Source organism: Wolbachia pipientis (assembly GCA_023052945.1).
Lineage (GTDB): Bacteria > Pseudomonadota > Alphaproteobacteria > Rickettsiales > Anaplasmataceae > Wolbachia.
Window position 1 is genome coordinate 1,232,085 of the sequence record CP095495.1, and the last position, 18,595, is coordinate 1,250,679.

The 18,595-nt window shown below is 33.8% G+C and carries 29 protein-coding genes and 3 pseudogenes; 2 read left to right on the forward strand and 30 right to left on the reverse strand.

Translation table 11 applies throughout. The annotated features are described in order from the left end of the window. The first annotated feature begins 223 nt into the window (after positions 1–223). Complete coding sequence (fabG, locus tag MWH06_05995; GenBank protein UPA54812.1) at positions 224–958, forward strand: 3-oxoacyl-[acyl-carrier-protein] reductase; 735 nt, start codon at positions 224–226, stop codon at positions 956–958. Positions 959–1,067: 109 nt separating this feature from the next. After that, positions 1,068–1,409 carry a TrbC/VirB2 family protein gene (locus tag MWH06_06000; GenBank protein ID UPA54813.1) on the forward strand — a complete coding sequence of 114 codons (342 nt, stop codon included), beginning with the start codon at positions 1,068–1,070 and terminating at the stop codon, positions 1,407–1,409. Positions 1,410–1,430: 21 nt separating this feature from the next. On the opposite strand, the gene MWH06_06005 is transcribed toward MWH06_06000, so the two are convergent. The 30 genes and pseudogenes from MWH06_06005 to rplD all read right to left on the reverse strand — a co-directional run bounded on the left by MWH06_06005 (position 1,431) and on the right by rplD (position 18,595). Further along, positions 1,431–2,711: a M48 family metalloprotease gene (locus MWH06_06005; protein UPA54814.1), complete on the reverse strand. Its 1,281-nt coding sequence runs from the start codon at positions 2,709–2,711 to the stop codon at positions 1,431–1,433. Between the two features lie 71 nt (positions 2,712–2,782). Beyond that, positions 2,783–3,412 carry a 3,4-dihydroxy-2-butanone-4-phosphate synthase gene (gene ribB, locus MWH06_06010; GenBank protein ID UPA54815.1) on the reverse strand — a complete coding sequence of 210 codons (630 nt, stop codon included), beginning with the start codon at positions 3,410–3,412 and terminating at the stop codon, positions 2,783–2,785. Between the two features lie 29 nt (positions 3,413–3,441). Continuing rightward, positions 3,442–3,936 carry a transcription elongation factor GreA gene (gene greA / locus MWH06_06015; GenBank protein ID UPA54816.1) on the reverse strand — a complete coding sequence of 165 codons (495 nt, stop codon included), beginning with the start codon at positions 3,934–3,936 and terminating at the stop codon, positions 3,442–3,444. A 9-nt stretch (positions 3,937–3,945) separates the two neighbouring features. Beyond that, positions 3,946–5,487 carry a F0F1 ATP synthase subunit alpha gene (gene atpA, locus MWH06_06020; protein UPA54817.1) on the reverse strand — a complete coding sequence of 514 codons (1,542 nt, stop codon included), beginning with the start codon at positions 5,485–5,487 and terminating at the stop codon, positions 3,946–3,948. Next, positions 5,484–6,044 carry an ATP synthase F1 subunit delta gene (gene atpH, locus MWH06_06025; GenBank protein ID UPA54818.1) on the reverse strand — a complete coding sequence of 187 codons (561 nt, stop codon included), beginning with the start codon at positions 6,042–6,044 and terminating at the stop codon, positions 5,484–5,486. Before atpH ends, atpA begins: the two co-directional genes overlap by 4 nt. A 41-nt stretch (positions 6,045–6,085) precedes the next feature. Further along, positions 6,086–6,436 carry a YraN family protein gene (locus MWH06_06030; GenBank protein UPA54819.1) on the reverse strand — a complete coding sequence of 117 codons (351 nt, stop codon included), beginning with the start codon at positions 6,434–6,436 and terminating at the stop codon, positions 6,086–6,088. Between the two features lie 23 nt (positions 6,437–6,459). Continuing rightward, entirely contained in the window at positions 6,460–6,888 is a 429-nt protein-coding gene (gene rplQ, locus MWH06_06035) for a 50S ribosomal protein L17 (protein UPA54820.1), read from the reverse strand. Positions 6,889–6,895: 7 nt separating this feature from the next. Beyond that, positions 6,896–7,964 (reverse strand): annotated as a pseudogene (locus tag MWH06_06040) (DNA-directed RNA polymerase subunit alpha). A 32-nt stretch (positions 7,965–7,996) separates the two neighbouring features. Beyond that, positions 7,997–8,371: pseudogene (gene rpsK, locus MWH06_06045) on the reverse strand (30S ribosomal protein S11). A 24-nt stretch (positions 8,372–8,395) separates the two neighbouring features. Next, positions 8,396–8,764 (reverse strand): 30S ribosomal protein S13, encoded by a 369-nt coding sequence (gene rpsM / locus MWH06_06050; GenBank protein UPA54821.1) that lies wholly within the window; start codon positions 8,762–8,764, stop codon positions 8,396–8,398. Between the two features lie 59 nt (positions 8,765–8,823). Next, positions 8,824–9,465: a nucleoside monophosphate kinase gene (locus MWH06_06055; protein ID UPA54822.1), complete on the reverse strand. Its 642-nt coding sequence runs from the start codon at positions 9,463–9,465 to the stop codon at positions 8,824–8,826. Continuing rightward, entirely contained in the window at positions 9,462–10,790 is a 1,329-nt protein-coding gene (gene secY, locus MWH06_06060) for a preprotein translocase subunit SecY (GenBank protein UPA54823.1), read from the reverse strand. The genes MWH06_06055 and secY overlap by 4 nt, the downstream gene beginning before the upstream one ends. A gap of 3 nt (positions 10,791–10,793) precedes the next feature. Further along, positions 10,794–11,264 (reverse strand): 50S ribosomal protein L15, encoded by a 471-nt coding sequence (gene rplO, locus MWH06_06065; protein UPA54824.1) that lies wholly within the window; start codon positions 11,262–11,264, stop codon positions 10,794–10,796. A 3-nt stretch (positions 11,265–11,267) separates the two neighbouring features. Then, a complete protein-coding gene (gene rpsE / locus MWH06_06070; GenBank protein ID UPA54825.1) occupies positions 11,268–11,780 on the reverse strand; it encodes a 30S ribosomal protein S5 in 513 nt (170 codons plus the stop codon). Between the two features lie 12 nt (positions 11,781–11,792). Beyond that, positions 11,793–12,164: a 50S ribosomal protein L18 gene (gene rplR, locus MWH06_06075; protein UPA54826.1), complete on the reverse strand. Its 372-nt coding sequence runs from the start codon at positions 12,162–12,164 to the stop codon at positions 11,793–11,795. 5 nt (positions 12,165–12,169) lie between these two features. After that, positions 12,170–12,715 (reverse strand): 50S ribosomal protein L6, encoded by a 546-nt coding sequence (gene rplF / locus MWH06_06080; GenBank protein ID UPA54827.1) that lies wholly within the window; start codon positions 12,713–12,715, stop codon positions 12,170–12,172. A 16-nt stretch (positions 12,716–12,731) separates the two neighbouring features. Next, positions 12,732–13,127 (reverse strand): 30S ribosomal protein S8, encoded by a 396-nt coding sequence (gene rpsH, locus MWH06_06085; protein ID UPA54828.1) that lies wholly within the window; start codon positions 13,125–13,127, stop codon positions 12,732–12,734. 21 nt (positions 13,128–13,148) lie between these two features. Next, positions 13,149–13,457, reverse strand: coding sequence for a 30S ribosomal protein S14 (gene rpsN / locus MWH06_06090; GenBank protein UPA54829.1), 309 nt, complete (start codon positions 13,455–13,457; stop codon positions 13,149–13,151). A 16-nt stretch (positions 13,458–13,473) separates the two neighbouring features. Next, positions 13,474–14,007, reverse strand: coding sequence for a 50S ribosomal protein L5 (gene rplE, locus MWH06_06095; protein UPA54830.1), 534 nt, complete (start codon positions 14,005–14,007; stop codon positions 13,474–13,476). A gap of 6 nt (positions 14,008–14,013) precedes the next feature. Next, positions 14,014–14,334 (reverse strand): 50S ribosomal protein L24, encoded by a 321-nt coding sequence (gene rplX, locus MWH06_06100; GenBank protein UPA55766.1) that lies wholly within the window; start codon positions 14,332–14,334, stop codon positions 14,014–14,016. Then, positions 14,331–14,690: a 50S ribosomal protein L14 gene (rplN, locus tag MWH06_06105; GenBank protein ID UPA54831.1), complete on the reverse strand. Its 360-nt coding sequence runs from the start codon at positions 14,688–14,690 to the stop codon at positions 14,331–14,333. Before rplN ends, rplX begins: the two co-directional genes overlap by 4 nt. A gap of 13 nt (positions 14,691–14,703) precedes the next feature. After that, positions 14,704–14,940 carry a 30S ribosomal protein S17 gene (rpsQ, locus tag MWH06_06110; protein ID UPA54832.1) on the reverse strand — a complete coding sequence of 79 codons (237 nt, stop codon included), beginning with the start codon at positions 14,938–14,940 and terminating at the stop codon, positions 14,704–14,706. Beyond that, positions 14,933–15,136: a 50S ribosomal protein L29 gene (gene rpmC / locus MWH06_06115; protein UPA54833.1), complete on the reverse strand. Its 204-nt coding sequence runs from the start codon at positions 15,134–15,136 to the stop codon at positions 14,933–14,935. The genes rpsQ and rpmC overlap by 8 nt, the downstream gene beginning before the upstream one ends. Before the next feature lie 11 nt (positions 15,137–15,147). After that, on the reverse strand, positions 15,148–15,561 hold the full coding sequence (gene rplP / locus MWH06_06120) for a 50S ribosomal protein L16 (GenBank protein UPA54834.1): 414 nt from the start codon (positions 15,559–15,561) through the stop codon (positions 15,148–15,150). Between the two features lie 11 nt (positions 15,562–15,572). Continuing rightward, positions 15,573–16,186 (reverse strand): annotated as a pseudogene (gene rpsC, locus MWH06_06125) (30S ribosomal protein S3). A 39-nt stretch (positions 16,187–16,225) separates the two neighbouring features. Next, positions 16,226–16,576, reverse strand: a complete 351-nt coding sequence (rplV, locus tag MWH06_06130) for a 50S ribosomal protein L22 (GenBank protein ID UPA54835.1) — start codon at positions 16,574–16,576, stop codon at positions 16,226–16,228. A 5-nt stretch (positions 16,577–16,581) separates the two neighbouring features. Further along, positions 16,582–16,866 (reverse strand): 30S ribosomal protein S19, encoded by a 285-nt coding sequence (rpsS, locus tag MWH06_06135; protein ID UPA54836.1) that lies wholly within the window; start codon positions 16,864–16,866, stop codon positions 16,582–16,584. A gap of 3 nt (positions 16,867–16,869) precedes the next feature. After that, positions 16,870–17,694, reverse strand: coding sequence for a 50S ribosomal protein L2 (rplB, locus tag MWH06_06140; protein UPA54837.1), 825 nt, complete (start codon positions 17,692–17,694; stop codon positions 16,870–16,872). Position 17,695: 1 nt separating this feature from the next. After that, positions 17,696–17,899, reverse strand: a complete 204-nt coding sequence (locus MWH06_06145; protein UPA54838.1) for a 50S ribosomal protein L23 — start codon at positions 17,897–17,899, stop codon at positions 17,696–17,698. Positions 17,900–17,980: 81 nt separating this feature from the next. Next, positions 17,981–18,595, reverse strand: coding sequence for a 50S ribosomal protein L4 (rplD, locus tag MWH06_06150; protein UPA54839.1), 615 nt, complete (start codon positions 18,593–18,595; stop codon positions 17,981–17,983).

Genomic DNA, 18,595 nt, shown 5'->3' on the forward strand with positions numbered 1-18,595 from the left:
ACAAAGAATCTATAATTTAGGCATTCCATTTAGACTGCAGAGCACCAGAATAAACTATTTAGTAACAATTCCTGCATCAACTATGTTTTTAAAATTTTTTGACGTTTAACTTTATTATAACTTTTCCTTTATTTTGTGAATATCTGAGTTACTTATATTATGTAAGAAATCTATTGCCAACCAGTCAATATTCTGTTAGGAATTAAGATAATATAAAGTTATTATGTTTAGATTGGAAAGCAGAAAGTTCCTGATCACTGGCGCATCAGGCGGAATAGGGCAAGCAATTGTAAAAATTATGCACAAAGCCGGAGCAACTTTATGTATTTCTGGCACAAAAAAAGAAGTGCTCGAAGAAGTTGCTAAACAATATGAAAAAAATATGCAAATACTCCCTTGTGACTTATCAAATGCTGAGGAAGTAAATCAACTAGTAAATAGAGCAAGCGAGTTGATGGAAGGCTTTGACGGGCTTATATGCAATGCGGGCATTACGCGAGACAGTTTATTATTGAGAATGACAGATGAAGCATGGCAAAAAGTAATTGATACTAACTTGAGCTCTACATTTAAGCTGAGTAGAGAAGCATGTAAGAGACTAATTAAGAATAATTGGGGAAGAATTATAAATATTTCCTCAATAATAGGGCTGACAGGAAACGCCGGGCAAGCAAATTATGCAGCGTCTAAAGCTGGAATAATAGCTATGAGCAAATCTATAGCAAAAGAAGTTGCAAGTCGTAATATAACAGTAAATTGTATTGCTCCTGGGTTTATAGATACTAAAATGACTGAAGTTTTAAATGAAGGACAAAAGGGAAAAATATTAGATAATACTCCAATGAAAAGAATGGGAACAGGGGAAGAAATAGCAGCAGGGGTCTTATTTTTAGCAAGTGATGAAGCAAAATATATAACAGGGCATGTGCTTAACATTAATGGTGGGTTATTTATGTAGCAACACTTATGTATGGACAAATTATAATTTTTACTTTAAAATATTTACTTTAAAATAAAAGTATGTGTAGGTTTGCGTTTGCGTTAATTTATTATTTAAAGGTAAGAAAATGAGCTCTATAATAAAAAGATTTTTTAGTGTTTTTTGTGTAGTATTACTTTTCTCTTTCTCAGGTTATGCAGCTACCACTAGTCCTGATATGGATGACACAACTAAAGTAATATGCAATATTATTGGTTACGTTTGGGGAATAGGCGGTCCACTTATGACGGTAGTAATAATTGGTGCAGCTTTGCTTGCAATATTTGGCAGGATGCCGTGGCCAGCCCTCTTTGCTCTAGGCATGTTCTGTGGTGTATTTTTTGGCGCTAAAGCTATCATAACGAAAATTATGCCCAACGTAAGTGATGAAGCAAAAGCTATGTTGGAAAAGTGTGGAAAAAACCCATAAAAGTGCAGAAATGCTTTTTTGTTATCCATTAAATCGCTTCATATCTTCAACTTGCAACAAATAAGGACTATCTTTTGGTAGAGTTTTAACAGCTAGCTCAGCATATTTTGTAAATTGCTTTAAATCACCTTCAATACAAGCCTTTTTTGTCAAGGCAAAATAATGCATTGCCGTATCAGCTTCACATTTATATGCAATGCTTAAATATTTCCAGACAAAAGCGTTATTTGGTTCTACATTCAAAATCTGCTCCAGGTAAAAAATCGCCTTTTTTGCATCACCGTGTAATAATAAAGTATGAGATAATGCAAGTTTCACTAAATAACTGTTTTTCTCAGATAAATACCTAAGCGATTCCTCATACATTTTTATTGCTTCACTTAAATTTCCGGCCTTATATAGCATTTCTGCTTTTAATTCATATAGGTATGGGTCATTGCGTGACTCTTGAATCAATGAATTAACTTTAGCAATAGCCTCTTCTATCTTTCCTTGCCTATGGCAAACTATAGCATTTACATACTCAGAATTATTTTCATATTTATTAGATAACACATGAATAGGAGCAAAGAAAGAGTCTAACTTTGCAACCACACGCTCAAACTTTAGTAACTTATCTGCAAAAATTGGTTTTACGTTGTTTTTGACCTTATAATTTTGCACAGCAAATATGCGTTTCTCACTAAGTGGGTGAGTGCGGAAATACTCCTCGGTGTTCTCATGCTCAATACTTTTAAAATAATCAAAAATCTCTTTCATACCTGAATTATCATAGCCAGATTCATCAAGGTACCTTAAAGCATAGCTATCTGCTACACTTTCTTGCTCTTGAGAATAGTTAAAAAATAGCCTTGAACTGAGTGCTACACCACTAAGCAAAATTGCACCAGCAACCTGAGGGTTAATGATAATACTAGAAACTAATCCTACCATATAACTAATCATTGCTATCGATTGAAAATAACCCATAGCACTACTCATTTGCAATATATGACCAGCAGATATGTGAGCAATCTCATGCGCTAATATACCAAGCAGAACATAAGGTTTAGCCGAGTATTGTAAAAGTCCTAAATGAACGAAGATACTGTTGTTGTTAATTACAAAAGCATTAATCGAATTATCATTAATTATAAAAACTTTCATTCGGTCACTATCAATGTTTGCAGCGAAAAATAAAGGTTGCGCTAGCTCTTTCACTATTGCTTCCACTTCACTATCTCTAATAATGTTAATAGAGTAAGCATTATTATAATATGCAAAAAAGAACAATAAGGTCAAAAACTTAGCAATTCTAAACATGGAAATTCTGTGCTTGTATAATTTATAGGAATTCTATATTTTAACACTTAAATTATACAAATTTATAAATGCTAGTTTAATTTTTTAACGTAACTGATAAGTTTGTCGATGGTAGTTAACTTAATTTTATGTTGTTCAGCAAATTTAAGTAACTGAGGTAAGCGCATCATAGAGCCATCATCATTCACCAATTCACACCCTACAGCTGCATGACTAAAGCCAACTAACTTTGCTATTTCAACACTTGCTTCAGTATGACCATTACGTGCTAAAACCCCACCATCATTTGCAATAATAGGAAAAACATGCCCAGGAGTAATAATATCATCTTTAGTACTCTTTTCATCAATGGCGGTAAGTATCGTATGTGTTCTATCATGAGCAGAAACACCTGTTGTAATGCCATAACGCGCATCAATTGATGTAGTAAATGCAGTATGAGGAGTAAGCTTTTCATCCACATTACTTCTCTTCATAAACTCAAGATTTAGTTTATTCATATGAAGCTTTGTCATAGCTAAAAATACAATGCCAGTACCATACCTAACCATAAAAGCCATATGTTCTGGTTTTACTTTTTCAGCTAAGACAAGCAAATCACCTTCATTCTCTCTATTTTCATCATCAACTAAAATGAATAATTTACCGGAACGAGCATCCTCCAATACATCTTCCACAGAAGAAATACCGGGTAGACTCATTGAAGCATAAGTGGCTGTACCATAATAATTTACTTAAATTCAATCTTAATTATTTTATACAATTTCTCTCCATTTGGCACTGTCACTTCCACATACTCACCGACTTTTTTGCCGATTAAGGCACTCCCGAGTGGTGAACTAGTAGATATTAACCGCTTTGAAACATCCGCTTCATATTCACCAACAACTTTATAAGTATATTCTACTTCACTGTCATCATCACTCAGCATGCTTAATGTCACAGTTGCACCAAACATTACTGAATCACCAGACAAATTTTTTACTTCTATTACTTCCGCATGTGAGAGCTTACTTTCTATCTCCATTATACGGCCTTCAATAAAACCTAACCTTTCCCGTGCTGTATGATACTCTGCATTTTCAGACAAATCACCTTGATCACGAGCATCAGAAATAGCCTGTATCACAGAAGGTTTTTCTTCCTTTAATTTTTCAAGTTCGGCTTGCATATTCTCAAAACCTTCCCTCGTCATAGGAAATTTATTAATAATGGATGAAGCCATAATCACCACCTAAACGCAATTAAATTGAGTAACGAAATTACTCACAATGTTAAAAATATCACCTTTTATATCATTACTCATGTCATTTGACAACTTTTTTAAAACCCCAGGGTGTACAGTATGAAAATAATTAATAAGATCATGTTCAAATTTATTAATGTAACTTATTCGTATTTTACTTAACTGATTATATAGGTTAGAAAAAATATACATCAGCACTACCTGCTCTTCTATTGACATAGGTAAATGTTGTTTTTGCTTTAATAACTCGACAAGATATTTACCCTTATTCAAGGATAATTGAACACTAGCATCAAGATCAGAACCAAATTTTGCAAAATCTTCTAATTCTCTATACTGAGCTAAGCTTAGCTTTATAGAACTAGCAACTTTCTTCACAGACTTTAGTTGTGCAGCAGAACCAACCCGTGAAACTGACAAACCTATATTTACTGCAGGTCGAAATCCTTTATAAAATAATTCAGACTCAAGAAAGATCTGCCCATCGGTAATTGAAATAACATTTGTTGGCACATACGCAGATACATCACCAGCTTGAGTTTCGACAATCGGCAAAGCAGTTAAAGACCCCTGCCCTTTTTTATCAGACATTTTAGCAGCTCTTTCAAGCAAGCGAGAATGTACATAGAATATATCTCCAGGGTAAGCTTCACGACCAGGAGGACGTCTGAGCAATAAAGACATCTGCCTATATGCCACAGCATGCTTAGATAAATCATCATATATAATCAAACAATGCATTCCATTGTCACGGAAAAATTCCCCAATAGTGCAACCAGCATAAGGTGCTAAAAATTGCATAGGCGCGCAGTCAGATGCACTAGCCACAACTACAGTTGTATACTCTAATGCTCCGCTTTCTTTCAGCTTATTTACCACTTTTGCTACTGTTGAAATTTTTTGTCCAATAGCAACATAAACACAGTAAATTTTTTGATTTTCGTTTACCTCATCGTTAATCTTCTTCTGATTGATAATAGTATCAAGCGCAATAGTAGTTTTACCAATTTGTCTATCGCCAATAATTAATTCACGCTGCCCTCTACCTATTGGAATTAGCAAATCTATAATTTTAATTCCTGTTTGCAGTGGCTCATGCACAGACTTACGATCAATAATGCCTGGCGCTTTAGATTCTATATCCATTCTGTTTTTGGCTCCAATTTCCCCACCGTCGTCTATAGGATGGCCCAACGCATTTACAACTCTCCCTAACAATTCATGCCCTATAGGCACCTGCACAACATCACCACTACATTTTACAACGTCCCCTTCTTTCACATCACGGTCATTACCAAGCACAACTATTCCAGCCGTATCATGATCTAAATCAAGAACTATTCCTTCTACACCGCTTGCAAAAAATACCTTTTCACCGAATTTTGCTTTTTCCAGCCCATAAACCAATGCGATACCATCTGTTACTGAAATTACTTCACCTATATTTTCTCGCTTTATAGGATTATCAAACGTCTCAACTTTTTCCCTTATTACACTTGCTATCTCAGAAACATTCATACTGTTCTTCATACAAAATTCCTTACTTTTAATATTTCCATTTTACTTAAGTCAACTAACCTATCTAAGTAACTTTTTAGCGAAGCGTCGATCAAATTAAAACCATACCTAACTACGAAGCCACCTAGTATAGAAGAGTCAACCACATTGCTTACTTTTATTATTTTACCAAGAAAGCTCAAAGATTCAGTAATTATTTTTATATCAGATTCCTTTAAAGCTTCTGCTGACTTTATAGTAATTTCGAATTCATTTTCATTTTCTTTTGCAAGACTTAAGAATTTTTCTAATATAAGGATCAATAAACTAGAGCGTTTGTTTGCAAATATAACCATAATAAATTTTACTAAATTTTCACTCAAGTGCTCATTTATAGAAAGCATCACTTCTTTTTTGTGTGCAAAAGAAATCATAGGATGAGATAGGTACACAAAAACATCACGTTGATCCTTAAAAAAAGCCAATAAAAATTCTACTTCTTTCCTTATAATACCTAACCTGCTTCCTGAGACATGAAACAGCACTCTAGCGTAAGATGAAACTAAATTATTGTATTGGGTCTTTTTCATATTAAATCCAGCAAATCTAAATTAATTCAGCTACAAATCTTCTATTTTTCAATCCAAGCATTTTTTATATAAACAGGTCCTCTCTTTAAGGAAAGAAAACATAAATCATATCTGACTGAATAATCTAAAAAACTAAGGTTTGTACTTAAGAAATACTTAGAAGAATTTATAATAGACTGACATTGAAGATGAGATATCGGTATTTCTTTTCCAAGTAAACTTGTTTTAACTTCTATAAAAATCAGCTCCTTTTTTTTAGATACAATTAAGTCAATTTCACCGAACTTACAACGGTAACGGCGTTTTATAACATTATACCATTTCAGCTTTAAATATGCCAAAACTAACAATTCGCCAAAGTAACCTACAAAGTAGCGTAACCTACTTACCATAAGAAGAACAATTATGATAACAATTAACTTTGTGTAACTACTTTGCCTCCTTCTCTATTTTTACTATAAACCTTACCTCTTGCTGCAATATCCCTATTAACCAATTCTATTACTGCCATTGAAGCGCAATCACCCTTTCGAGTGCTAAATTTTATTATTCTAGAATACCCACCTTTACGATCTTGATAACGGCTGGCTAAGACGTTTAATAACTTATCAACTGCTAACTTACTATTATGAAGGCGTGAAAGCAAAAGTCTTCTACCATGTAAAGTATTCTTATTCTTAGCAATTGTAATAAACTTTTCGACATATGGACGAAGTTCCTTAGCTTTTGGTAAAGTAGTTACAATCTGCTCATGGTTAATTAATGAGATAGATAAATTCTTTAATGTCGATAATCTATGTTCAGTGCAACGAGATAGCTTACGTTTTTTTATTCCATGTTTCATATATCACCTAATCTTCATCAGTATGTTGTTTAGCCAACTCATCTATATCCTTAGGTGGCCAGTTTAGCACATTCATACTCAAAGACAAGCCAAAATTAGCCAAAACTGCCTTAATCTCATTCAAAGACTTCCTGCCAAAATTAGCAGTTCTTAACATTTCACCTTCTGTCTTTTGCACAAGATCACCTATATAAGTGATGTTTTCATTTTTCAGACAGTTATGAGACCTGACAGATAACTCCATTTCATCTACCTTACGCAATAAGACAGGGTCATAACCCAAATCTTTAGCACCACTAGACGAAGAAACCTGCGATTTTTTATAACTTACATCAGAACTAATAAAGGGCTGAAGTTGCTCCTGTAATATTCTTGCAGCAGAGTCAACAGCTTGACTTGGAGAGATTGTACCATCAGTCTCAATTGACAATATCAGCTTATCCTTATCAGTCACTTGGCCAACACGACTATTCTCTACCCTGTACGAAACCCTGTTGACAGGGCTATACAAAGCATTAACTGGAATAAAACCAATTAAATCCTGTTCATTCATAAGCTTCACAAGTTCATTTTCTTTATACTTAGTTACAGGAAGATAACCTTTTCCGCTAGCCACATATATGGTCATGTTAAGCTCTACATTTTGCCCCAGCGTACATATTAACAAACCCCTATTAACAATAGAGCATTGATCACCAGTTTCTATCATCCCAGCTAACACCTGGCAAGGCCCCTTTAGCGTTTAAATTTAAGCATTTATTAGAAGCACCATTTAATTTACACCTCAACATGCCCATATTTAATACTATATCAGTTACGTCTTCTCTTACCCCTTGAATTGAAGTAAATTCATGAGTTACACCTTCAATTTTTATTCCATAAACAGCACTACCTTTAAGAGAAGATAACATTACACGTCTTAATGCATTACCTAATGTTAAAGCAAAACCACTTTCCAACGGTTCTAGGACTATATCACTTTTTTCACTTGAATCATCTGATATTACCTTAACTGAACTAGGTTTAATCAATTTATCTAAATTGCTACAGAGAGAAACATCATTATTATAATACATAAAACAACCTTTTCAAATATCCTATACTCTTCTTTTTTTCTTAACCTGCACCCATTATGAGGAATTGCGGTTTTATCTGCAATTGAAGTCACATTCAACCCACAGCTCTGAAATGCTTTAACCGCAGCTTCGGTACCAAAGCCAGGACCACGAATTATTACAGAGACAACCTTCATACCAAATCTCTCCATTGCATTCTTCGCAGCAGCCTCCGCAGCCTTACCTGCAGCATAAGGTGTGGATTTTCTCGAACCTGAAAAACCACATGCACCCACAGAAGTTTGACATAGCGTATTACCATGAACATCAGTTACATTTACAAAAGTATTATTAAAAGTTGCACGAATATGAACAACACCAGTAATAAACTCCTTTGTACTCTTACCAACCGTTTTGACTTTTTTCATTAAAACTCACAATAATAATAAATTTTATTTTTTCCCAGCAATAGGCAACCGAGATCTACCTTTACGAGTCTTAGCATTAGTATGAGTCCTTTGCCCTCTCACAGGTAAACCTTTTCTATGTCTCACTCCTCTATAGCATCCCATTTCCACTAAAGATTTTATGTTCATAGCCACTTCTTTCCTGAGCTCACCTTCTATAACATAATTTTGTCTAATGAAACTGCTGATCTTTTCTATATCTTCATCTCGTAATTCTGAAACACGTTTGCGCTTATCAACTTCACAAGCGTGACAAATTACATTCGCAGTAGCAATACCTATACCATATATATAAGTTAATGCAAAAGGAACACATTTCCTCACTGGAATATTTATGCCTGCAATACGTGCCACTGGTACCTCGATACTTTATTAATAACAACTCTTAATTTATACCATAAAACAACTCAGAGTCAAACCAAATTACAAGAAATTTTACTTTCAATCTCTTGCGTTACCTCATCAACACTCAAATTAGCGTCAATTGTTAATAATTTGCCTTTATAATACTCGCGTAAACCTTTCATTTGAAGGTGATATTCACTTATTCTCTTATTAATTGCAGACATATCAGCATCATCAATTCTTTTCTCTAACCTCGTACTTTTACATTTAGCACAAGTAGTACTCTTAAAAGAAGATACACTATATATGCTTTTACAGTCCAAACACGCGAGACGATTTTTTAATCTATCGATTGCAATATTATCGTCAAGCTGCAGTTCAATTACAATATCAACATCCCTATTATATTTTTCTTGCAAAACTTGAGTCAAAAAATGAGCCTGGTTTAAATTTCTCGGAAAACCATCTAATAAGCAATTATCATCCATTAATGCAAGCTGGTCATGCAATAATCCACATATAATTTCATCTTGAATTAAATTACCAGATTCCACGGTACCCTTTATTTTTTTACCTAACTCACTGCCATCAGATATAATATTCCTTAATAAATCTCCCACTGAAATTAATTTTAAATTATATTTTGCTATTAACAAGCTTGACTGAGTACCTTTACCAGAACCTGGAGGACCAAAAATCGTAATGATCATCTTACTTTCCTCGTTTTAGACTCATATTTCTTTATCCAGCTATCGTACCTATTCGAAAAAATATAAGATTGTATTTGCATAATAGTATCAGTAATAACGTTCACTATAATCAGTAAACTCGTCCCACCAAAAATAAATGGTATATCATAATAATATCTCATAACTTCAGGTACAGTACATATGACTACCAAATACGCAGAGCCAATGAATGTCAACTTAAAAACTATATCTTGAAGGTAATCAGAAGTATGTTTCCCAGGCCTTCTACCAGGTATAAAACCACCATTTTTTTTAAGAAAATCTGCGTTTTCCTCTGGATTAAATATAAAATTGGTATAGAAAAAATTAAAAAATACTATCAGCACCAAATAGGCTACAATATATACTACTTTATTTGCCATAAAGTAATTTAAAATAAAATCAGAAAAAGCGTGCCCCTTATAGAAATTTGCAATTGAAATAGGTGTCAATAAAATTGCATTAGCAAAAATGGTTGGTACTACACCAGATAAATTAATCTTCAATGGAATATAAGTAAAATCGTCATTATGTAATCTTTTAAATTGTTTTTTAGGATGTTGAACAATAACTTTTCTATAAGAAGACTCTACAAAAATGACTAAGGCTAGCAGCAAAAAAAACAATACCAAAACAAAAAGGATAATAAATAACGATACGCTACCGTTTTTATTTAACGTTAACAGAGATGACAAAGCGCTGTGTAACTCTGATATTATACCCGTGAAAATGATTAATGAGATACCATTGCCTATACCGCTAGCACTGATTCGTTCACCAAGCCATATTAAAAGCATAGTTCCACCTAAAAGGCTGAAAACACCTATTGTACGAAACATAACACCAGGTTCGATTACAACCAATACCCCTTCCCTATTCATCCCTTCCAATCCAACCAAAATTGGAATTGATTGAAATACACAAATTACTATGGTCAGGTAGCGTATATAAGAATTCATCTTTCTACGGCCTGACTCTCCATCATTCTTAACTTCCTTCATTCCTTTAATCGCAGAAGAAAGCAACTGAATAATGATAGAAGCCATTATATATGGCATAACGTTCAATGCTAGAATTGTCATTCTAGCCAATGCACCACCAGAAAATAAATTAAATACTCCAAAAACACCTGAGCCCTCTTTTGGAAATATATCATTAATTACATCAAGATTAATTCCAGGAATAGGCACATAAGTACCCAAGCGATAGCAAATTAAAGCTATTAGCGTAAAAAATATACGTTTTAATAAATCGCCTTTATATAACAACGTAGGATCCAAGCTATTAAATGCGGATTTATTGCCCATGATTTACGATAGTATTTCCACACTACCACCAACTGAAGCTATAGATTTTTTTGCAGCTTCTGACGCAAAATCAACATGAAACACAAATTTTTCGCTCAACTTACCTTTATTAAGAAGTTTAATTTTATCCTTAATAGACTTTATAAAACCTAATTTATACAGTCTCTCCTTATCTATAACAGAGTCTTTCACTATTTTTTTAGCTTCCATTAAGCGCCGTATATCGCCAACATTAATTATAGAATATATGTTCCTACGTATAGGCTTAAAACCTCTTTTAGGCAAACGAGTATATATAGACTGTTGTCCACCCTCAAAACCGTTTATGGAAACTCCACTTCTAGCCTTCTGCCCTTTATGCCCTCTACCGGATGTTTTACCTTTACCACAACCGATACCTCTACCCAGCAACTTAGGCTTCTTTTTCTTAGATAACTTAGTAAATATAGAGTTTAATTTTACAGCATTATTCATACTTTACCTGTTTCCAACTATCTCGCTAATTTTTTTGCCTCTTTTGCTTGCTACCTGACGAGGAGATAACATACTATCAAAAGCCTTAAACACCGCACATATAACGTTATGAGGATTATTTGATCTAGTAGATTTAGCTACCACATCCTTTATACCTAACACCTCAAAAACTGATCTAATCGCTCCACCAGCAATAATACCTGTTCCAACTCTTGCGGTTCTTAAAACTATCTCACCAGAACAAAATTTAGCTTTAATATCATGATGCAAAGTTCTACCTTCACGCAAGTACACTCTAATCATCGATTTCTTTGCAGCATTTACAGCTTTGACTCTTGCTTCAGCAACTTCTGCGTGCTTACCTATTCCACATCCTACCCTGCCCTTTTCATCGCCAACAACAACCAAAATTGAAAATGAAAATCTTCTACCACCTTTGGTAACCGTTGTCACTCTTCGTACCGAAACTAAAAGCTCTGATAAATCATTATTATTTTGTAAATTCTTTATAGCCATATTCAAAACCTTCTAAAACTCAAATCCAGAACTTCTTAAAGCCTCAGCAAATTGAGAAACTAATCCTGTATATTTATACGCTCCACGATCAAATACTAGCTTTTGTTCTAATTTCAGACCAGATAAGCGCTCAATCACTAAAGAAGAAACCTGTTTTATAGTTTCAGCATTGACTTTTCCTTTACATACATCCTTAATTTTAGCATCCAAAGTAGAAGCTGAAGTGAGAGTTACTCCTTTTACATCATTAATTAACTGGACATAAAAATGCCTATTAGATTTAAATATGGATATACGCGAACGTTCAGCGCTCTTGTCAAGCTTCGCTCTATTACGCAACTTCCTTTTTTCATAGTTACTTAAAAAATTATATAACCTTCTCATCTTAATTACTTCTTTTTACTTACAACTTTACGCAACATAAATTTACCCTTTATTACAATACCCTTACCTTTATAAGGATCATACTTCCTAATCCTGCATATATCAGATGCCACCATATAGACTTTTTGCTTATCCATACCACTAACTACTAAGTGAGTTGGCTTTATACACTTAATCTCAATATCTTTAGGCACTTTATATTTTACATTATGGCTATAACCAAGATACAAAGTCAAATACTTACCATCACACTCTGCCTTATATCCCACACCGTTAATCTCAAGATTAACAGAAAAACCATCAACCATGCCGTTGATGATACTATTAATATTACTCCTATAAGTGCCCCACATAGGCTTTATTTCATCATAATCATCTTTATCTTGATCCACAGAAAGGAGTAGCTGATTATCAACAATCCGGCACACAACATCACTGATTAAGCTAAGCTCTTTTTCAGCCTTAGCACTCTTTATTAACATCCTACCATTATTATATTCAACTGAAATACCAGCAGGAATATTGATAGGAGCAGCACCTATACGAGACATGAATTTCTCCTATTATTTAAAACACACGACACAAAACTTCTCCTCCAACCTTTAACTTATGTGCATTATAATCAGTCATCACTCCTTTGGGTGTCGATATAATAAAAATACCAAGACCATTATATGCTTTAGAAATGTCCTTATACTTAGAATAACAACGACAACCAGGCTTTGACACCCTAACTATGTCACTAATTACAGGTGACTTCTCATAATACTTCAATTTTACAATGAAAGAAGGTAAATTATCTACAACTTGCTTTTCATAATCAAGGATATACCCTTCATCTTTTAAAACCTTTAGTATAGAAGAATTCACTTTAGAAAACAACACTCTTGTTGTTCTATGCATTGCCAATTGAGCATTACGTATCCTTGTTAAAAAATCACCAATACTATCAGATAACGCCACAATATACTCCTTATATTATATTTACCAACTAGACTTTGTAACTCCTGGAACTTGCCCAAAAGAACATAAATCACGCAAAACAATTCTACATAAACCAAATTTTCTATATACTCCTCTTGGTCTCCCAGTTAAAGCACACCTATTTCTAATTTTGGTTTTAGAAGAATTTCTAGGCAATTTTTTAATTAATTTATTTTGAGCTGTAAACCTTTCTACAATAGACAAATTCTTATTATTTATTATAGATTTCAATTTCTCTCTTTTTTCTTTATATTGATCGCACAGCTTTATTCTGCGAAGATTTCTTTCTATCATAGATTTTTTTGCCATATATTTCTCCTCTCAATTAATCAAAAAAAGGAAATTTAAGAGCCAGTAATAATTCCTTTGCTTCCTTATCACTAACTACACTTGTTATAATGTTAATATCCATACCTCTAATTTTACTTATTTTATCATAGTCTATTTCTAAAAACGAGATATGTTCCTTTATACCAAAGGAAAAATTACCATTACCGTCAAATTGCTTCACACTAAATCCTCTAAAATCTTTTTCCCTTGGCAAAGCAATATATATCAATCTTTCTAAAAACTCATACATTTTATCTCTACGCAAAGTTACTTTGCAACCTACTGTAGCACCTTTTCTGATCTTGAAGCCAGAAATAGATTTTTTTGCAAAAGTTGATAAAGGCTTCTGCCCAGCAATCAAATATAGGCTATCAAGTGGTTCATTTATTGCTTTACTATCTGTAGCAGCATCTCCAACGCCCATATTGATACACACCTTGACAAGTTTAGGCACTTGCATTATATTGCTGTAATTAAACTTATCCTTTAAGGACTTTACTATGCTATCTTTATACAATTCTTTAAACATATCAACCTAATCTATCACTTCTCCAGAAATTTTTGCAAAACGCACTTTTCTACCGTCTATAACCTTAAACCCCACTCTAGTTGGAGTTTTATATTTAGGGTCCAATGTTGCAACGTTGGATATATCAATAGCTAACTCTTTATTTAATATACCACCACTACTACCAGCTTTTGGTTTAGTGTGTCTCTTATGTACATTTACCCCAGAAACAATTACTTTCTTTTTAGCATCACATGCCACAACTTTAATCACTTTACCAATTTTTCCCTTATCTCTACCAGTTAAAACTATAACGTCGTCACCACTTTTTATTTTAGCACTCATTATAAAACCTCAACAGCTAATGACATTATCTTCATAAAAGAACCAGACAATAACTTTTTTACCGGACCAAATACCCGAGTGCCAAGTGGTTCACCTTGATCGTTAATCAAAACTACAGCATTGCTAGAAAAACGAATTACAGAACCATCAGATTTTCTAATAGGGCTTTTCACCCTTACCACAACTGCTCTATATACTTTTCCCTTCTCAACCTTCCCTCTTGGAGTAATAGATTTAGTAGATACAATAACTGTGTCACCTATAGATGCAGACTTTCTACCACCCAATAAACCAATACAAAGTACTGCACGCGCACCAGAATTATCAGCTACTTCCAACAATGTATTTTTTTGAATCATATAAATATCCTATTCAATGTGAGCTATTAACAACAACCCATTTTTTAGTAGTAGAAATAGGCTTATGTTCTTGTATTAAAACCTTGTCCCCTTCTTTACAACTATTATTCTCATCATGTGCTGTATACTTCTTGTATTTTTTTATAACCTTTTTATACAGCTCATCCTTATACACTTGTAATACCGAAACCTTTACAGTCTTATCACACTTAGCCTTAGTTACAGTACCACAAAAAACCTTTTTAGGCATTCTTTTCCTCTCTTCTTCTTTTATTTAATGTAGTTAGAATACGAGCTATGCTCTTTCTTATTAAGCTAAAACGCGAAATATTGTTGCACTGCCCCAACTTCTTTTGAAAAACCAAATTAACAAACTCTTTTCTCAAATTTACAAGAGTTTCATACAATTCTTGTGAAGACCTCGATTCAATGTCAGCTATATCCATTGCAACTCCATTTAATTATGATTAGATACAAATTTACACTTCATAGGAAGCTTAGCGGTTGCCTTTTCAAGCGCCAATCTTGCTAAATGCATGGAAACATCACTGCTAATTTCAAACAACATTCTACCGGGCTTAGCTTTAAACACCCAAAATTCAACACTACCTTTTCCCTTACCCATACGTACATCTGCCGGTTTTTTACTAACAGGGGTATCAGGAAAAATTCTTATCCACACTTTACCAGAGCGTTTTAATGTTCTAGATATTACACGCCTTGCAGTTTCAATATGCTTAGACTGAATCCTACCTGCTTCTACAGCTTTTAAGCCATAATTTCCAAAAGATAATGTGCTACCACCTTTTGTATTACCCTTAATTCGCCCCTTAAATACCTTCTTATATTTACTCTTTTTGGGAACAAACATCTCAATATACCTTAATTACCAATATAAACCCAAACCTTAACTCCTATAATACCATATATAGTTTTTGCTTCACAAAAAGCATAATCTATATTAGCACGTAAAGTGTGTAAAGGCAAACGACCTTCTTTATACCATTCAGTACGAGCTATCTCAGCTCCGCCAAGGCGCCCAGAACAACTTACTTTAATACCTCTAGCACCCATCCTCAAACAACTTTGAATAGCTTTTTTCATCGCTCTTCTAAATGAACCCCTTTTTCTAACTGTTGCGCAATGCTGTTTGATATTAAAGTTGCATCTATTTCAGACCTTTTAACTCCTACTACATTCACTTCCACATTATTTTTTACTTTTTCAGCTATTTTTTGCTTTATCTTCTCAATATCTGAGCCTTTCTTACCTATTATCACTCCAGGTCTAGAAGAATGTATTATTACAGACACCAAATCGACTGTACGCTCTATAATTACTTTAGAAACACCAGCATGCTTAAAAGATTCATTTATATAACTGCGAATAGATAAATCTTGATGCAGCCCTTGTTTATAACCCTTCTCAGCATACCAAACAGACAACCAAATATTAATTATTTTTAACCTAAATCCTTTAGGATTAACGTTTCCCATACTTTTGCACTTTCCTTATTAATTTTCTATTTTTATGAATCATATAATTTCCCCCAATTTTACAGTTATATTACTATAACGTTTACTAACTCTATTAGCTCTACCCATAGCTTTTGGACATACCCTACGCAAAGTAAGAGACTTACCTATTGAAATTTCTTTTATATATAAATTATCGATATCCAATCCATAATTATATTGAGCATTAGCAATCGCAGAATTTAATACCTTCCTTACAAGACCCGCAGCTTTCTTTTCACAAAATCTTAATTGCACAGTGGCAAAAGAAACTTTTTTATTACGTACTAAACCAGCAACCAAATTCAATTTACGAGGAGTTGATTTTAAAACCCTAGAACCAGCTTTAACTATTACATCTCTGTTTTTCATATCAATTACCTTCTTGTCGCCTTTTTATCACCACTATGCCCAGTAAATTTACGAGTGGGTGAAAATTCACCAAACTTATGACCTATCATATTCTGATCATTAACATTAACAGGGATGTAATCCTTACCATTATAAACAGCAAACTTTAAACCTAAACAATTAGGAAGAATTACAGAAGCCCTGGAATGAACTTTTATAGCCATGTTAACAAACCCCTTGTTTAAAGCATTATTCACCGACTTTAATATAGAAGGATGACAAAAAGGAGGTTTCCACGCAGATCTACTCATAAACTAACCTTTCAATTGTTTTATATACTTATCACTAGATTTATTTCTCCTCCGAGTTTTCTTTCCTTTTGTTGCAACACCCCAAGGAGTAACAGGATGACGACCACCAGAGGTTTTTCCTTCCCCACCTCCATGAGGATGATCAACCGGATTCATTGCAACCCCACGCACAGTAGGTCTAATTCCAAGCCACCTACTTCTTCCAGCTTTACCCAGCTTTCTATTCTTATGGTCAGGGTTAGATACTACACCAACAGTAGCCTTGCAAGAAGATAAAATCAACCTAATTTGACCAGACCTGAGTCGTAATAAAACATATTGGCCATCACGACCAACGATTTGCGCATAACAACCAGCAGCTCTAGCAATCGCAGCACCATTACCTGGCTTCAGCTCAACATTATGAACGAAAGAACCAACAGGTATATACTTGAGTAGCAAACAATTACCTGGCAAAATATCAGCATCATCTCCAGCTGTAACAATATCACCAGGCTTCATACCTTGAGGAGCTAATATATAAGACTTAATATCATCTTCCTTATATGATATTAACGCTAAAAACCCACTTCTATTTGGATCATACTCTATTTTTTCAACTATACCCTGACCACTTCTATTACGCTTAAAATCTATAACTCTATACTTCTTTTTGTGACCACCACCCCTATGACGAGTTGTAATTCTACCATAATTATTTCTTCCACCACTGGACTTTTTACCGGATGTAAGAGACTTTTCTGGCTCATCTTTTGATAAACCAACTTTACTTACCAACACAGTCCCACGAGAAGACGGAGTAACAGGATTAAAAAATTTCATACCCATATTAAACGTTCATTATATCTAATTTTTGACCATCTATCAAAGAAAAATAAACTTTCTTTTTCTGTTTTTCACAACCAATCACACCCCTGAAACGCCTATATTTAGGCTTAATTCTAACAACATTTATAGAAGAAATTTTAACATCAAATAGAGACTCTATTGCCAACTTTATTTGACGCTTATTTACATTTACAAAAACATACAAAGAATATTTATTAAACTTCTCCCTCAAAAAAAGAGGCCTTTTCTGTAATTATAGGAGATTTTATTATATTATTATATTTGATCATAACAATCTACCTTCAAGATGCTTTAAAGTATCCTTTGTCAACATCACGCATTCGTGATTCAATATATCAAAGACATTTAACCCAATAGGTTTGATTAAGTCTACATAATGCAAGTTTCTAACAGCACGCAACAAATCATCTCCATAATCACCAACTATCAAAAAGGAAGAAAATTTAAAATTTTTAATACATTTACACATTTCAGACGTTTTCTTCACATCAATATTTAAATTATCCAGAATAATCACTTGATTATTTAAATACTTTAGAGATAAAGCAATTTTTAAACCAAATTTGCGTACCTTCTTATTAAGAGAATAAGTATAACTCCTCACAACAGGGCCGAAAATAATCCCACCACCTCTAAATTGAGGAGATCGCAAGCTCCCTTGTCTTGCCCTACCGGTACGTTTTTGACCATAAGGTTTAGCTGTTGTACCAGAGACATCACTGATACCTTTTGTTTTATGAGTACCAGCTCTTCTCTTCGCTAATTGCCATCTCACTATATCATGCAAAATACTCAATTTTTGCTTAGCAGAAAATATCAAAGGATTGAGCTGAGCAGTACCTACATTATTATTAGATAGATTAACTAAATTACATTCCAT

Bases quoted from the DNA above. Each gene is read 5' to 3' on its own strand.
- fabG (UPA54812.1), top strand. From the start codon at position 224: ATGTTTAGATTGGAAAGCAGAAAGTTCCTGATCACTGGCGCATCAGGC.
- MWH06_06000 (UPA54813.1), top strand. From the start codon at position 1,068: ATGAGCTCTATAATAAAAAGATTTTTTAGTGTTTTTTGTGTAGTATTA.
- MWH06_06005 (UPA54814.1), bottom strand. From the start codon at position 2,711: ATGTTTAGAATTGCTAAGTTTTTGACCTTATTGTTCTTTTTTGCATAT.
- ribB (UPA54815.1), bottom strand. From the start codon at position 3,412: ATGAGTCTACCCGGTATTTCTTCTGTGGAAGATGTATTGGAGGATGCT.
- greA (UPA54816.1), bottom strand. From the start codon at position 3,936: ATGGCTTCATCCATTATTAATAAATTTCCTATGACGAGGGAAGGTTTT.
- atpA (UPA54817.1), bottom strand. From the start codon at position 5,487: ATGAAGAACAGTATGAATGTTTCTGAGATAGCAAGTGTAATAAGGGAA.
- atpH (UPA54818.1), bottom strand. From the start codon at position 6,044: ATGAAAAAGACCCAATACAATAATTTAGTTTCATCTTACGCTAGAGTG.
- MWH06_06030 (UPA54819.1), bottom strand. From the start codon at position 6,436: ATGGTAAGTAGGTTACGCTACTTTGTAGGTTACTTTGGCGAATTGTTA.
- rplQ (UPA54820.1), bottom strand. From the start codon at position 6,888: ATGAAACATGGAATAAAAAAACGTAAGCTATCTCGTTGCACTGAACAT.
- MWH06_06055 (UPA54822.1), bottom strand. From the start codon at position 9,465: ATGATCATTACGATTTTTGGTCCTCCAGGTTCTGGTAAAGGTACTCAG.
- secY (UPA54823.1), bottom strand. From the start codon at position 10,790: ATGGGCAATAAATCCGCATTTAATAGCTTGGATCCTACGTTGTTATAT.
- rplO (UPA54824.1), bottom strand. From the start codon at position 11,264: ATGAATAATGCTGTAAAATTAAACTCTATATTTACTAAGTTATCTAAG.
- rpsE (UPA54825.1), bottom strand. From the start codon at position 11,780: ATGGCTATAAAGAATTTACAAAATAATAATGATTTATCAGAGCTTTTA.
- rplR (UPA54826.1), bottom strand. From the start codon at position 12,164: ATGAGAAGGTTATATAATTTTTTAAGTAACTATGAAAAAAGGAAGTTG.
- rplF (UPA54827.1), bottom strand. From the start codon at position 12,715: ATGTCTCGTATAGGTGCTGCTCCTATCAATATTCCTGCTGGTATTTCA.
- rpsN (UPA54829.1), bottom strand. From the start codon at position 13,457: ATGGCAAAAAAATCTATGATAGAAAGAAATCTTCGCAGAATAAAGCTG.
- rplE (UPA54830.1), bottom strand. From the start codon at position 14,007: ATGTTTAAAGAATTGTATAAAGATAGCATAGTAAAGTCCTTAAAGGAT.
- rplN (UPA54831.1), bottom strand. From the start codon at position 14,690: ATGATTCAAAAAAATACATTGTTGGAAGTAGCTGATAATTCTGGTGCG.
- rpsQ (UPA54832.1), bottom strand. From the start codon at position 14,940: ATGCCTAAAAAGGTTTTTTGTGGTACTGTAACTAAGGCTAAGTGTGAT.
- rpmC (UPA54833.1), bottom strand. From the start codon at position 15,136: ATGGATATAGCTGACATTGAATCGAGGTCTTCACAAGAATTGTATGAA.
- rplP (UPA54834.1), bottom strand. From the start codon at position 15,561: ATGTTTGTTCCCAAAAAGAGTAAATATAAGAAGGTATTTAAGGGGCGA.
- rplV (UPA54835.1), bottom strand. From the start codon at position 16,576: ATGAAAAACAGAGATGTAATAGTTAAAGCTGGTTCTAGGGTTTTAAAA.
- rpsS (UPA54836.1), bottom strand. From the start codon at position 16,866: ATGAGTAGATCTGCGTGGAAACCTCCTTTTTGTCATCCTTCTATATTA.
- rplB (UPA54837.1), bottom strand. From the start codon at position 17,694: ATGGGTATGAAATTTTTTAATCCTGTTACTCCGTCTTCTCGTGGGACT.
- rplD (UPA54839.1), bottom strand. From the start codon at position 18,595: ATGGAATGTAATTTAGTTAATCTATCTAATAATAATGTAGGTACTGCT.